General features: G+C 70.9%; 12 protein-coding genes. 7 read left to right on the forward strand and 5 right to left on the reverse strand.

The window, feature by feature from the left end; genetic code table 11:
• Nucleotides 1–99: 99 nt before the first annotated feature.
• On the reverse strand, nt 100–1176 hold the full coding sequence (locus ACFWBT_RS36370; RefSeq protein WP_385707279.1) for a glycosyltransferase: 1077 nt from the start codon (nt 1174–1176) through the stop codon (nt 100–102).
• 60 nt (nt 1177–1236) lie between these two features.
• Nucleotides 1237–2106, reverse strand: coding sequence for a glucose-1-phosphate thymidylyltransferase RfbA (rfbA, locus tag ACFWBT_RS36375; RefSeq protein ID WP_266766227.1), 870 nt, complete (start codon nt 2104–2106; stop codon nt 1237–1239).
• 198 nt (nt 2107–2304) lie between these two features.
• On the opposite strand from rfbA, the gene ACFWBT_RS36380 reads away from it, so the two are divergent.
• Nucleotides 2305–3318, forward strand: coding sequence for a Gfo/Idh/MocA family protein (locus tag ACFWBT_RS36380; protein WP_385707281.1), 1014 nt, complete (start codon nt 2305–2307; stop codon nt 3316–3318).
• 311 nt (nt 3319–3629) lie between these two features.
• On the forward strand, nt 3630–5081 hold the full coding sequence (gene tnpB / locus ACFWBT_RS36385) for an IS607 family element RNA-guided endonuclease TnpB (RefSeq protein WP_385707283.1): 1452 nt from the start codon (nt 3630–3632) through the stop codon (nt 5079–5081).
• Here tnpB and ACFWBT_RS36390 read toward each other — a convergent pair.
• Genes ACFWBT_RS36390 through ACFWBT_RS36400 form a run of 3 tightly spaced genes read right to left on the reverse strand, consistent with a single transcriptional unit; the run spans nt 5068 to nt 6873 of the window.
• Nucleotides 5068–5718 (reverse strand): dTDP-4-dehydrorhamnose 3,5-epimerase family protein, encoded by a 651-nt coding sequence (locus ACFWBT_RS36390; RefSeq protein WP_385707285.1) that lies wholly within the window; start codon nt 5716–5718, stop codon nt 5068–5070. The two genes, tnpB and ACFWBT_RS36390, sit on opposite strands and share 14 nt — an antisense overlap.
• Before the next feature lie 18 nt (nt 5719–5736).
• On the reverse strand, nt 5737–6402 hold the full coding sequence (locus tag ACFWBT_RS36395; RefSeq protein ID WP_385707287.1) for a sulfotransferase family protein: 666 nt from the start codon (nt 6400–6402) through the stop codon (nt 5737–5739).
• Nucleotides 6403–6426: 24 nt separating this feature from the next.
• Complete coding sequence (locus ACFWBT_RS36400; protein ID WP_385707288.1) at nt 6427–6873, reverse strand: carboxymuconolactone decarboxylase family protein; 447 nt, start codon at nt 6871–6873, stop codon at nt 6427–6429.
• A 168-nt stretch (nt 6874–7041) separates the two neighbouring features.
• Here ACFWBT_RS36400 and ACFWBT_RS36405 point away from each other — a divergent pair, with 168 nt between their 5' ends.
• The 5 genes from ACFWBT_RS36405 to ACFWBT_RS36425 all read left to right on the forward strand — a co-directional run bounded on the left by ACFWBT_RS36405 (nt 7042) and on the right by ACFWBT_RS36425 (nt 13131).
• Nucleotides 7042–8457, forward strand: a complete 1416-nt coding sequence (locus ACFWBT_RS36405) for an amidase (RefSeq protein WP_385707290.1) — start codon at nt 7042–7044, stop codon at nt 8455–8457.
• 2 nt (nt 8458–8459) lie between these two features.
• Nucleotides 8460–9968, forward strand: coding sequence for a glutamine synthetase family protein (locus ACFWBT_RS36410; protein ID WP_385707292.1), 1509 nt, complete (start codon nt 8460–8462; stop codon nt 9966–9968).
• Between the two features lie 119 nt (nt 9969–10087).
• Complete coding sequence (locus ACFWBT_RS36415; RefSeq protein WP_385707294.1) at nt 10088–10882, forward strand: DUF3050 domain-containing protein; 795 nt, start codon at nt 10088–10090, stop codon at nt 10880–10882.
• 30 nt (nt 10883–10912) lie between these two features.
• Nucleotides 10913–11248 (forward strand): 4Fe-4S dicluster-binding protein, encoded by a 336-nt coding sequence (locus ACFWBT_RS36420; RefSeq protein ID WP_385707296.1) that lies wholly within the window; start codon nt 10913–10915, stop codon nt 11246–11248.
• A complete protein-coding gene (locus tag ACFWBT_RS36425; RefSeq protein WP_385707298.1) occupies nt 11245–13131 on the forward strand; it encodes a hypothetical protein in 1887 nt (628 codons plus the stop codon). The genes ACFWBT_RS36420 and ACFWBT_RS36425 overlap by 4 nt, the downstream gene beginning before the upstream one ends.
• The last annotated feature ends 48 nt before the right edge of the window (nt 13132–13179 follow it).

Consider the following 13179-nt stretch of genomic DNA (forward strand, 5'->3'; position numbering starts at 1 on the left):
CAGGTCCCAGGGCGATGTGCGTGGGCGCTGCGCGTGCTCGGGCGCTGCGCGTGGCAAGCGGATGCGGCCGGCCGGGGAACCGGCCGGCCGCGCTCTGGTTCAGCGGGCGGTGAGGGCCTCGATGGCGTGCAGGACCTCGGCGGGGGTGGGCAGCGACGCGCTCTCCTCGGCGAGGAGCCGGGTCCGCTCGGCGTAGCGGGGGTCGGAGAGGATCGCGCGGCAGCCGTCGGCCGTGATCTCGTCGGGGCTGCGGCCGGGCTCGGGCCGGTGCCGGTCGACCATGACGGCGGCGCCGAAGTCGCTGATGGACTGGGCGACGGCCTTGCCGTAGCCGTTGTCGGGGATGATCAGCTGGGGCACGCCCGCGTTGATGAGGGTCATGGCGGTGGTCGCGCCGCCGTGGTGGACGGCCAGGTCGCAGGTGGGGGCGACGACGTCCAGGGGGATCCAGCCGATACGGACGTCGCCCAGCTGGGAGCCGAACTGTTCGGCGGCCTCGGGGAGTGCGGCGATGAGGACCTCGGCTCCCGCGCCGGTCAGTTCCTCGACCAGGGTGCGCAGCGAGCTGCCGGGGGTGTCGAGCATGAGGTTGCGGGTTCCCGCGGTGATCAGGACGCGGCGGCGGTCTGCGGGGCGGGTGTACATCCACGGTTCGAGCCGGCGCTGGCTCACCCGGGGGACCCAGCGCATCGACTGTGCGGCGGGGGCGCCGGGCGGGCGCAGGGACGGCGGGCACAGGTCGATGAAGAGGTCGGGGGGCGGCAGTTCGGTCAGGCCCAGGCGTTCCAGTTCCGGCTTCAGTTCGGCCACGGCCGTGCGGTCGCGGCGGGCCATCGGGGCGATGTGCCATATGTGGCGGACGTAGGGGACCTTGAGGCGGGCGGCGAGCACCCTGGGGACGTGGGAGAGGCCGCCGACGACCAGGTCGGGGCTCCACTGCCCGGTCAGTTCCAGCAGGGCGTCGAGGCGGCCGGCGGCGGTCAGGGCGTCCTGTCCGTAGCGCATGCGCTCGGGTGTGATGCAGACCGCGGGCAGGCCGACGGACTGCGCGGCCGCCATCAGGGGTTCGTCGGCGGCGAGGAGGATCTCGTGGCCCGCGCTGCGTGCGGCCGTGGCGAGGGGGGCGACGCCGAAGACGGCCGCCTGGCTGCCGCCGACGGTGAACAGGAATTTCATGGCGATGGGACTTCTTCCGGTGAGGGGGCGGATTTCGGTGTTCCGGGGTGCCGTTCGTCCTCAGCCCGCCTGGGCCATTTCCATGACGTACTGCCCGTAGGAAGAGTTCGAGAGGCGGCTTCCGAGCCGGTAGCAGGCCTCCTGGTCGATGTATCCCATGCGCCAGGCGATCTCTTCGAGACAGGCGATGCGTACGCCCTGGCGGTGTTCGAGGACCTGGACGTAGTCCCCCGCCTCCATCAGCGCGTCGTGGGTTCCGGTGTCCAGCCAGACGAAGCCGCGGCCGAGCGGGATCAGGGTGGCCTCGCCCCGTTCCATGTAGACCCGGTTGAGGTCGGTGATCTCCAGTTCTCCGCGTTCGGAGGGCCGCAGCCCGCGGGCGATGTCCACGACCTGGTTGTCGTAGAGGTAGAGCCCGGTGATCGCCATGTTGGTCTGCGGCTGGGTGGGCTTCTCCTCGAGGGCGATGAGCTTTCCCTGGTCGTCGAGGGTGCCGACGCCGTAGCGCTCGGGGTCGCGCACCGGGTAGCCGAACAGGACGCAGCCCTCGATGTTCTGGGCGGCCCGCTGGAGCATGGGCCCGAATTCGTAGCCGTGGAAGATGTTGTCGCCCAGGACCAGGGCGACGGAGTCGTCGCCGATGTGGTCCGCGGAGACCAGGAACGCGTCGGCGAGCCCGCGGGGCTTGTCCTGTTCCGCGTAGGTCAGGGAGATGCCGAGCCAGGAGCCGTCGCCCAGCAGGCGGCGGAACATCTCCAGGTCGTCGGGGGTGGTGATGATCTCGATCTCCGTGATTCCCGCCAGCATCAGGGCCGAAAGCGGGTAGTAAATCATCGGCTTGTCGTAAACCGGGAGCATTTGCTTCGAGACACCGAGCGTGATCGGATGGAGTCTCGTGCCATTGCCGCCGGCCAGGATGATGCCCTTCACCGTGGCGCCTCCTCAGTGACTTCGTGCCCATTAGGCGATGTCCGCACTTTATATTGGGGTAACACACGTTCAAAAGCCTCCCCGGATGTCACGGGACCGTGAATGGCGTGAATGTTGACAAACCCGGTGCCGTTTACTCAGGCTGGCCTTATCCCGGTTCAGGCATGCGAATTTCTCTGTCGTCTTTTAGGTGGGCCTGTGAACATCGAAGATCTGACACCCGTTCTTGAATCCGAGCAGAGGGCCGGTATAGGCATCATCGGGTGCGCCGACATCGCGGTGCGGCGGGCCCTCCCGGCGATCGAGGAGTCGCCGTTCCATCTGGTGGCGGTCGCGAGCCGCAGCCGGGAGAAGGCCGAGGGCGTCGCGGCCCGGGCCGGCTGCAAGGCCGTCGCGGGTTACGAGCGGCTCCTGGAACTGCCCGACATCGACGCGGTCTACATCCCGCTGCCCAACAGCGAGCACGCACGGTGGGCGCGCCGGGCGCTGGAGGCGGGAAAGCATGTCCTGCTCGAGAAGCCGGCGGTGCCCCGCGAGGACAGTGCCCGGTCGCTGATCGCGCTCGCCGAGGAGCGCGGGCTGCTCGTCATGGAGAACTTCGCGTTCCTGCGCCATCCCCAGCACGAGCAGGCGCGGTCCCTGGTGGCGGACGGGGCCATCGGGGAACTGCGTTCCTACAACGGTGTGTTCGGCATTCCGCCGACCGACCCGGCCGGGATCAAGTACCAGGCGGATCTGGGCGGCGGGGCGCTGTGGGAGGTCGGCTGCTATCCGGTGCGGGCGGCCCAGGAGTATCTGGAGCCGCAGGCGCAGGTGCTGGGGGCGGGCCTGACGTTCGATCCGCAGCGGGGCGTGGACGTGTCCGGGGTGGCGCTGCTGCGGGACGGCGCCGGTGTCACCGCGAACTGTTCCTTCGGCCTGTCCCACAGCTACCGCTCGACGTACGACCTGTGGGGAAGCGAGGGGCGTCTGGTCCTGGAGTGGGCGTTCACCCCCTCGCCGAGCGCCCGTCCGGTGCTGCGGCTGCAGCAGCGGGACCGCGAGACCCGGATCACCGCCCCGGCCTCCGACCAGTTCCTCGGGGTGTTCACCGCCTTCCACGACGCGGTGCGCGATCCGGGCCTGCGGGCGGCGCACCATCACGAACTGCTGCGGCAGGCCGCCTTGATGGCCCGCATCCGGGAGCACGCCCTGGGCCGGGAGCCCGGATGAACGGCGGCGGGTGAGGTCTTCGGCGAATACGAGCGGGAACGAGGAACGGCAGCGAGCGTCCGCGGACGCTGAATGCCGTTCTTCCTGGTTTCGGCCGGGAGGGCTCGGTGTCATCCGTCGATGCGGCCGCCCGCGCTGTTCAGCACTGCGAGACCCGGTGGAGCTAACAACTGATGCGGATCCATCAGTGAGTCTCAGCCTTCTCTTCTCAGTTGCTATCTTGTTCGGTGTGAAGCTTTCCGAGTGGGCGGCGGACGGCAAAGACCCGGGCGGCCCGAGCGGTGGCCGCTGCGACCGGTGAGGCCCGCCGAGTGAAGAAGTTCCAGGCGGAGCCCGGGTTTGTGGTGCAGGCGTTCCGGTTCTCGTTGGACCCCAACGCCGCCCAGGAGCGGGCTCTGCGGTCGCACTGCGGCGCGGCGCGGGCGGCGTTCAACTGGGCTGTGGGCTGGGTCGAGGCGGCGTGGTGGCAGCGCAGGGCCGAGGAGTCCTACGGGATTGCCGAGGCAGGTCTGACGTCGTGGCGGTCGTGGTCGCTGCCCGCGCTGCGCAGGGCGTTCAACGCCGTCAAGCACACCGACCCGAGGTTCGCGTCCTGGTGGCAGGAAAACTCCAAGGAGGCCTACAACACCGGTCTGGCGAACGCCGCCGCAGCGTTCGACAACTACGCGACGTCGAAGCAGGGCAAGCGGCGTGGGCGTTCGGTGGGAATGCCCCGGTTCAAGTCGAAGCGGAAGGCGCGTCTGTCGTGCCGGTTCACCACCGGCACCATCCGCGTCGAGACCGACGGTCGGCATGTCACGCTGCCCAGGCTCGGAACCATCCGCGTCCACGATCCCACGGGCAAGCTTCTGGTCCGCGTGCAGGCCGGGAGTGCCCGCATCCTGTCTGCGACCGTCCGCCACGAACGTGGCCGCTGGTTCGTCTCTTTCCAGGCCGAGGTGAAGCGTGACCTGGCGAGGGTCGCCCGCCCGGGCGTCGCGGTCGGCATCGACCTCGGCATCAAGACCCTGGCGGTCATGGCCGACAGCACCGGCGAGATCCGCGAGGTGTCCAATCCTCGGCACCTCGATGCCGCATTGAAGGAGCTGCGCCTTGCCTCCCGTACGGTGTCCCGCCGCCGGGGCCCGGACCGCCGTACCGGACAGCAGCCGTCCCGCCGGTGGGAGAAGGCCAACAAGGCACGCAGCAGGGTGCACTACCGCGTCGCGAACCTCCGGGAAGACGCCCTGCACAAGCTGACCAGTGCCGTGGCGGCCGAGTACGGCACCGTGGTGGTCGAAGACCTCAACGTTGCCGGGATGCTCCGCAACCGGCGCCTGGCCCGGCATATCGCCGACGCCGCATTCGGTGAGATCCGCCGACAGCTCACCTACAAGACCCGCCGCAACGGTTGCCGCATCGTGGCCGCCGATCGCTGGTTCCCCTCCTCCAAGACCTGCTCCGGGTGCGGCGTGGTGAAAGCCAAACTGCCGCTGCACATCCGGACCTACCACTGCGACGCCTGCGGCCTGGTCCTCGACCGGGACGCCAACGCCGCACATAACCTCGCCGCGCTCGCGGCAGCCGCAGCAACGGGTAGCGGAGTGGCCGCAGACCCGGACACCCCAGCGGTGTCGAAGCCTCGTGGAGCCGACCACAAGACCCGCACCACCCCGCCCGGACGCAAAGCCGGGCGGGGGCGGGCAGGTGGCGAAACCCTGCCGCACCAGCAGCAGACAGAAACGAGAGACCGTACCCAAACCGAAGCCCTCACGCTTTGGTGATGCGACGGACCTTCCGGGCAGAAACGCCCGGAATACTGCGAGCCCTTGGGGCCCACAGCAACGGCAGGCACTGTTCGAAGGTCGGCAGGAGACCGGCCGCGGCCGCCTCGGCCAGGGTGGGGGCCGCGGCGTCCTTGTCCGAGCGGATCGGCGGTTCCTTCAGGTCCCACGGCAGGGCGAGGGCCGGGTCGAGCGCGTCGACGTCGATCATGGTTCCCGGCTCGTACTCCTGCGAGCAGAGGTAGCTCATGCAGGTGTCGTCGCTGAGGGCGAGGAAGGCGTGGCCGACGCCGTCGGGCAGGTAGACGGCCGTTCCCGTCTCCGGGCTCTGGTGGGTAACGTCGTAGTGGCCGAACGTCGGCGAGCCCACGCGGATGTCGACGGCGATGTCGAGCGCGCTGCCGCGTACGCAGGTGACGAACTTGGCCTGGCCGGGCGGGACTTTGGTGCCGTGGATGCCGCGCAGGGTGTTGCGCCGGGAGACCGAGTAGTTGACCTGGCGGACGGTGAAGTCCCAGCCGCTGTCGGCCAGCAGGGCGCTGGCCTTCACCGATTCGAAGAAGTGGCCCCGCCGGTCGCTCAGGGGCTCGGGCTGGACGCGGTAGGCGCCGGGGACCGTCATTTCCGAGATCAGCACCGCTTGCTCCTCGCTGTCTCAGCCGGTGGGGACCGGGCCGGTTCCGGAGGACGCCTGGGCGATCCGCCGGCGCATGGACGCGCTGTCGTTGGCGCGCGGGAAGTCCTCCCGGGGTGCCTGGACCCCGAGGTGGGCGCACAGCGGTTCCCAGCCCTGGTGCACGTCGTAGACGAGGACGTTGTCCGCGCCCAGGGTGCGTACGACGTCCTCGTTGTGCTGGTGGTAGACCTCGATGGCGTGGTCCTTGTCGGCGAACCGGCCGCCGAACAGGCCGTCCCAGACCATGGTGCTGGTGACGCGGAACAGCCGGGCCTGCTGGGATCCGGGCGGCGGCGGGTTCTGCATGCTGCGCAGGGCGAACTGGTACAGCGTGTCGTAGGTGCTGCGGTACCAGCTGTCGGCGTCGCGGACCGTGAGGATCACCTTGGCGTCGGGGAACGCCTGGCTGATCTGCTGGTAGTAGACCGCGCAGGGGCCGTCGACCGCGGAGGTGTAGCCGTCGAACAGGGCCGCCCAGTCGGGGCGTTGCCCGTCGCAGACGATCTTCTCCCAGCGGGTGAGGCGTTCTTCGTCGCCGACGATGTCGAACATGTGGAAGGAGGGGCCGAGGCCGAGCCGGTCCAGGGCCGCTTTCAGTGAGGTGGTGCCGGTCCGGCCCAGGCCGGCGTTGATGAGTTTCAGCACGGTGCGGTGTCCCTTTCCTCTTCCTCAGCGCCAGACCGCGGGTTCCTGCTGGGTGGCGACATTGACCCGGTTCCAGAAGTTGACCAGGCCGATGTGCATGACGAGCGCGCCGAGCTGCTCGTCGTTGTAGTGGCGGGCGGACTCCTCCCAGATCTCGTCCGGGGCCATGTCCTGCGGGTCGGTCATCGAGGTGATGGCCTCGGCCATCTCCAGCGCGGAGCGCTCGGCGGCGTCGAAGCAGGATTCGGTCCGCCAGGCGGCCACCCGGGCAAGGCGCGTGTCGACGCCGACGGGCTGGTCGGGGCCCGCCGGGAGCGTGTAGGCGCGGCCGTTGATCTCGCTGACGCGCAGCCGGATCAGGTCGAGCGTCGTCTGCGGCACGCCGACCTTGCCGATGACCTCGGTCAGGTCGAGCAGGGGCTGCAGTGCGCCGGGAACGACCAGGGAAGGATTGTCCATCCGTGGAGTCATCGAATCTTCTCCTGTGCAATATGCGGGCATGAATTACCTGGGAAAACATGCTGCTCGGCGCCCCGAAACATTCGCAAGAAATTGTTGTTCAACTGCGGAATGGGCGCAGATGAAACACCCTCAATCCGTAAGTTGCACGGAATTCAGTCGATGACTTGTAGTGGTCTCGTGTCAGAGTCCACCACAACCACGAGCCGGCAGCCGGTCTGCCGCAACATTCGCGAAACACGGCAATTTATTCTCGAGGGTCGTTCCACGGTCGCCGGGCATGTGCTGGACGTGCTCGACGCCATCCGTGAGACGGATCCGCGTCTGGGTGCCTATGTCGAGGTCGCCGGGGCCCGCGCGGTGCGCGAGGCCAGGGCGGCCGACCGGCTGATCGCCCGTCGCGGTGCGGCCGCCTTCCGCGACCGGCCGCTGCTGGGCGTCACGGTGTCGGTGAAGGACCTCATCCAGACGCGGGACCTGCCCACCCGGCGGGGATCGCTGCTGGCGAACCCGCGCGCCGCCGCGGACGCGCCCTGTGTGGCCCGGCTGCGGGCGGCGGGCGCGATCGTGGTGGGCAAGACGGCGACGTCGGAGTACGGGTGGAGTGCGAGCACCGTCAGCCGGGTGGGCCCCGCCACCCGTAATCCCTGGGCTCCGGACAGGACGGCGGGCGGTTCCAGCGGCGGGTCGGCGGCCGCGGTCGCAGCGGGCCTGTGCACCGCCTCGCTGGGCACCGACGGGGCGGGGTCGGTGCGCATCCCGGCGGCGTTCTGCGGCGTGGTCGGGTTCAAGCCCTCCTTCGGGCACATCCCCTACGTGCCGCCCTGTGCCGAACGGCTCTCGCATGTCGGGCCGTTGGCGCGCAGTGTGGCGGACGTCGGTGAGCTGATGGCGGTGCTGGCCGGTCCCGACCGCCGCGACCCCCAGTCGGTACCGGCGGCGCCGGTGCCCGATGCGCGGCGCGGCGCGCTGCGCATCGGCTGGATCGAGTTCGCGGGGACGTCCGGCGCGGTCCGCGACGCCACCGAGAAGGTCCTGCCGGTGCTGGCCGCGCTGGGGCACCGGGTGGAGCGCATCGAGGCCCCGTTCCCGGACCCCTACGAAGCCCTGGTGGACATCCTCGCCGCCGCCGAGGCGAACGGCACCGCGCCCGCGGACGAGCCGTGGTGCGACGAGGGCCGGCTCGCCGTCGTGCGCTACGGGCGCACGGTCAGCGGGGCCGCGGTGGCCCGCGCGGAGCAGACCCGGCTCGCCCTGCGGACCAGGCTCGCCGCGGTGATGGAGGGCTATGACCTGCTGGCCATGGCGACCGTCCCCCTCGAGCCGTTCGCCGCGGGCGCGATCGCCCCGCCCTGGGCCGGCGCGGCCCGGGACCTGCGCTGGCTCGCCTGGTCGCCGGCCACCTATCCGTTCAACCTCACCGGGCAGCCCGCCCTGTCGCTGCCCGTCGGCCTCACCCCGGCCGGGCTCCCGGCCGGCCTCCAACTGGTCGGCCGCATCGGCGAGGACGCGCTCGTGCTCTCGGCGGGCGAGCTCCTCGAGACGGCGCTCGGCCTCAGCCTGACTCCCCCCGGCCTCACAGTGAAAGGAAGTTGACCATGGTTTCCAGGTCGTGGTCCCTGCACGGCGGCGAGAGCGGCGTCGGCCGTCCCTCGTTCGTCGCCGAGTTCGGGCTCTGGGACGACCGGCAGGCCGCCGCGGCCGAGCAGGTCGAACTGCAGCTGGCGGAGGTCGATCTCGTGCGGGTCGTGTTCTGCGACCCGCACGGACTGGCCCGGTCCAAGACGGTGCCCGCGGACGTGTTCCGTACGGTGCTGCGCAACGGCATGGACTTCAGCGCCGGGCCGTTCCTCTTCGACACCGGCCACGCGGTGGCCGTCGACTTCCTCGCCGACGCCGGGGTGGGGGTCGGTGAACTGCTCGGCGCGGGCGACTTCGTCCTGGTCCCCGATCCGCGCACGTTCCAGGTGCTGCCCAAGGCCGGGCCACGGACCGCCTGGGTGCTGGGCGACGAGTACCTGCGCGACGGCACGCCACACCCGCTGTCCACCCGCGGCGTGCTGCGCCGGGTCTGCGCCGAGTACGCCCGCCACGACCTGTCCCCGGTCATCGGTCTCGAGGTCGAGTGGTACCTCACCCGCCTGACCGGCGGCCCGGTGGGCAACGCGGGCAACGGCTTCGGCCTGCAGGGCCCGGCCCCGGAGGTGGAGGCGGTCAACCCCGGCTACCAGTTCAACCTCGACAGCGCCTACGACTCGGTCGCCGACGTCGCCGACCCGCTGGCCGCGATGCTCCAGCAACTCGGCCTGCCGCTGCGCTCGTTCGAGCACGAGTCGGGTCCCGGACAGCTCGAGACGACGTTCAACCCGATGCTGGCGCGGGACGCCGCCGACGCGATGCTGCTGTTCCGCACCCAGCTCAAGCAGGAGTGCAGGCGGCGCGGCTACCACGCCTCCTTCATGACCCTGCCGCGCCTGGCGAGCTTCGACCCCAGCGGCTGGCACCTGCACCAGTCCGTCACCAGCACGAAGACGGGCCTCAACCTGTTCGCCGAGGGCGACGGCCTGCAGGACGCCATCTCCGCCGAGGGCCACTCCTACATCGCGGGCCTGCTGGCGCGGGCGCGGGAGTTCAGCCTGCTGTCCGTCCCGACCGTCAACGGCTACCGGCGCCTGGCCCCGGAGTTCACGCTCGCCCCGACCGCCGTCGACTGGAGGTTCGAGGACCGCAGCGCCCTGATCCGGGTCCTCAGCGGCGGCAGCTCCACCCACGTCGAGAACCGGATCGGCGAGCCGTGCGCCAACCCCTACCTGGCCATCGCCTCCCAGCTGCACGCCGGCCTCGAAGGGCTGCTCGCCGGCCCCGAAGCCGCCCACGCGGCACCGGCCCCGGCCCCGCTGCCCCGGACCCTGCGCGAGGCGCTGGAGGCCTTCCGCGCGAGCGAGAGCGCCGAGCGGCTGCTCGGCGCACCGCTGGCCTCCTGCCTGACGAAGCTGAAGGAGAGCGAGGCCGCCCGGTTCGACGCCTGGTGCGCGGCCGGGCCCGCCCGGACCGCGCCGGGCGACGTCACCGCGTGGGAGCACCGCGAGTACTTCGGTGCCTTCTGACGGCGGTCCCGCACCGGACCGGCCCTGTCCTGATCCAGACCTGTCCTGATCCAGACCTCTGATCCAGACCCCTGATCCAGACCTCTCCGAACCAGACCTGAAGAAAAGGGAGTTGCCGCATGTCACGGTACGAATGGGATGGGACCAACTCGGGCGTCGAGACGCTCAAGGAAGCCATCGAGCCGTCCCGCCAGAAGGTTCTCGGCCACCCGGTCTACCACCAGCTGAACAGCGTGGACGCGGTCGTCACGTTCATGGAGCACCACGTGTTCGCGGTGTGGGACTTCATGTCCCTGCTCAAGTCCCTGCAGCGCCGGCTGACCTGCGTCGAGGTGCCGTGGCTGCCGTCCGCCGCCACCGGCAGCCGCCGGCTCATCAACGACATCGTCCTGGTCGAGGAGAGCGACGAGCTCGGCGAGGGCTTCATCAGCCACTTCGAGCTGTACCTCGACGGCATGCGCCAGTCGGGCGCGGACACCACGCGCATCGACACCTTCATCGCCCTGCTGCGCCAGGGGCGTGCGGTCCCGGCCGCGCTGGAGGAGGCGGGCGTGCCGCGGTCGGTGACCGAATTCGTGGGCACGACCTGGGAGTTCATCGAGCACTCCCCCGTGCACTGCCAGGCCGCGGCGTTCGCCTTCGGCCGCGAGGACCTGATCCCCGACATGTTCGACCAGGTCGCCGCGCTCAACGCCGGCCACGGCTCGCTGTCCACGTTCGTCGACTACCTGCGGCGGCACATCCAGGTGGACGCCGAGGAGCACACGCCGATGGCGATGCAGATGCTCGCCGACCTGTGCGGCGACGACGCCGCCAAGTGGGCCGAGTGCCAGGAGACCGTCGACCGCGCGCTCGCGGCCAGGACGGTTCTGTGGAACGGCATTTCGGACGCGATATCCGAGCGCTCCCGCTGACGGGCCATCACTGGTGAGGGTGAGCACAGCATGCCAAGGGTAAAAGACATTCCTTCCACCGCCGCCTCCAAGCGCACCGAGCGGATCGCGCGGCAGTCCCGCGACGAGAACTGGAAGAAACCGCCGCGCCGTATCGAGACGTCGGAATGCATCACCTGTGACACGTGCCTGCGCAGCTGCCCGCCGGAGTTCGGGGCGATCTTCGACGACGGGCTCAACGTCGTGATCGTTCCCGAGCTGTGCTCGGGCTGCCCGGTGTGCGTGATGGTCTGCCCCGTCGACTGCATCTATGTGGACGAGGAGTGGGCGGCCACCGAGGCCCGTATGTGGGACCACGTCGGCCTGACGGCCAGGGGTCCGGCATGACGGCGCCCGCCGAGCGGGACGGCACCCTCACCCGCAGGGCGGCCCTGGCCAAGGCGCGGCAGAGCCGCAGGCCCAGCAGGCTCGGCCGGCCCGCCGGTGCCACCGGCGGGCCCGATGGCCCCGCCGCGCAGGACGCCGGGTTCCCGGCCCTGCTCCGGGCGGTCTGGGAGCAGGCGCGTGCCGCGCCGGACCTGGCCACAACCGTGGACACGCTGCTGACGCTCGCCGGGCACGTCCCGGCGGACATCCAGCTGCGGGCGCTGGATGTCGAGGCCGAGACCGCGCTGAAGGTCCTGGCCGGCCGGTCCTGGCGCGACGAGGGCCCGGGCGGCGGCCGGGCCGGCGGCGACGGCGGCACCGCCTTCCTCGGCGAGATCGGGCTGGACACGAGCGGCCGGGTCGTCGTCCGGGTTCCCTCCCAGGGCCCGCTGAACGCGCAGGCGGACCTGGTCGACGGCGTGCTGCGGGTGCCGTGGTCCGAGCAGGACCTCGCCGGCTACCGGGCCGAACTGGCCCGGGCCGCCGGCCGGTGGCAGGAGTCGGCGGCCGACTGCCGCCGGTGGCTGGCGCAGGCGGGCACCGACGGCCGTACCGCCCTGCTGGAGGACCTGGTCGAGGCGGCGCTGCGCACCGCGCCGTTCGTCCTCTACGCCGGAAAGCGCCAGTACACCAACTTCCGCGGCCCCAACACCCTGACGGGCAAGACGCTGCCCCCGGGGCACCCCGACTGCGCGCTGAGCAGTCTGGCCGGGCTGCCGCTGGAGCTGTGGTCGGACAGCGACGTGCTGCTGGTGGTCTGCCTCACGCTGCTGGTGCGCTCGGCGGGGTACGCCCGCATCGAGGAGGCGAACGGCACCCAGCTCACGCTGGACCACGTCGCCCTCCTGCTGGAGCGCACCCGCAGGGCCTACAACGCGGCATCCCCCGCGCTGGACCCGGTGCCGGAGCCGGCCTCGCACACGGTGGCCGCGCTCGGTGAGCTCGCCGGGGCGCTGGCCGCACGGCGCCGGGACCTCATGGGGTCGGTGCAGCTCTACCGCGAGATCTACGGCCCGCTGATGCACAAGATCGAGCGGGTCGCCGGTCCGGTCAAGAGCGACGCCGAGCGGCTGGAGGCCGAGCTGTGCGCGCGGCTGCGCGAGCGGCTTCCCGTCACCGGTGACTCCCTCGCCGAACTGGGCGCGTCCCTGGAGTCCTCGCCGGGCTGGCTGGCCGGGGCGCACGGGGCGTTCGGCACGGGGCTGGAGTCCCTGGTGCACGAGACGGTGTGCGCGGCGGCGGCGGTGTTCGACGCCGACTTCGCGATGAGCCGCGGGATGCGGTCGCTGCCGGCGCTGATCACGGCGCTGCGCGCGGGGGCGTATCCCGAGATCGCCGGCTGGGAGATCCCGCACTTCTTCTGCTGTGTGGTGCCCTCGCCGGACGCGGCGCGGCTGTTCGGCGGTTCGGCGGGCCGGCTGGCCGACACCGCGTGGGCGATCTCCTCGCGGATGCAGTACAACTCCTGGCATTTCCTGGTCGGCAACCTGCCCAAGGTTCCCGAGATCGCGGCACGTGACCACTTCGTGCCGCCGGCGGTCCCGGACATCGCGTACTACTCCGATCAGCACCACAACGGCCATGTCGCGGCCAAGGTGCGCTTCACCGTCCGCAGTCCGCAGCCGGTCCAGGTGCTGGGGCGGCGGTTCAACGGGTTCATGGACCTGCGGCTGCTGCGCTGCGAGGGGCTGCCGTTCGACGAGCAGGACCTGCTGGCGGCGCACCGCACCTCCGCCTTCGTCGCGGGGGCCACGACGCTGGCGGCCGGCCTGGCGGCCGGCGGCGCGGACATCGAGGTCACCGCGTTCGACTCCGCGTGGCACTGGAACGAGATCGCCGGATAGCCGGCCGGTGACACCACGACGAGGCCCCCTGACCGTGTGTCAGGGCTG

The organism is Streptomyces sp. NPDC060027 (assembly GCF_042737005.1).
In the GTDB taxonomy this organism is placed as follows: domain Bacteria; phylum Actinomycetota; class Actinomycetes; order Streptomycetales; family Streptomycetaceae; genus Streptomyces.

Excerpts from the sequence above, each read along its gene's own strand:
- ACFWBT_RS36370 (WP_385707279.1), bottom strand. The coding sequence starts at position 1,176 with ATGAAATTCCTGTTCACCGTCGGCGGCAGCCAGGCGGCCGTCTTCGGC.
- ACFWBT_RS36400 (WP_385707288.1), bottom strand. The coding sequence starts at position 6,873 with ATGACTCCACGGATGGACAATCCTTCCCTGGTCGTTCCCGGCGCACTG.
- ACFWBT_RS36410 (WP_385707292.1), top strand. The coding sequence starts at position 8,460 with ATGGTTTCCAGGTCGTGGTCCCTGCACGGCGGCGAGAGCGGCGTCGGC.
- ACFWBT_RS36415 (WP_385707294.1), top strand. The coding sequence starts at position 10,088 with ATGTCACGGTACGAATGGGATGGGACCAACTCGGGCGTCGAGACGCTC.
- ACFWBT_RS36420 (WP_385707296.1), top strand. The coding sequence starts at position 10,913 with ATGCCAAGGGTAAAAGACATTCCTTCCACCGCCGCCTCCAAGCGCACC.
- ACFWBT_RS36425 (WP_385707298.1), top strand. The coding sequence starts at position 11,245 with ATGACGGCGCCCGCCGAGCGGGACGGCACCCTCACCCGCAGGGCGGCC.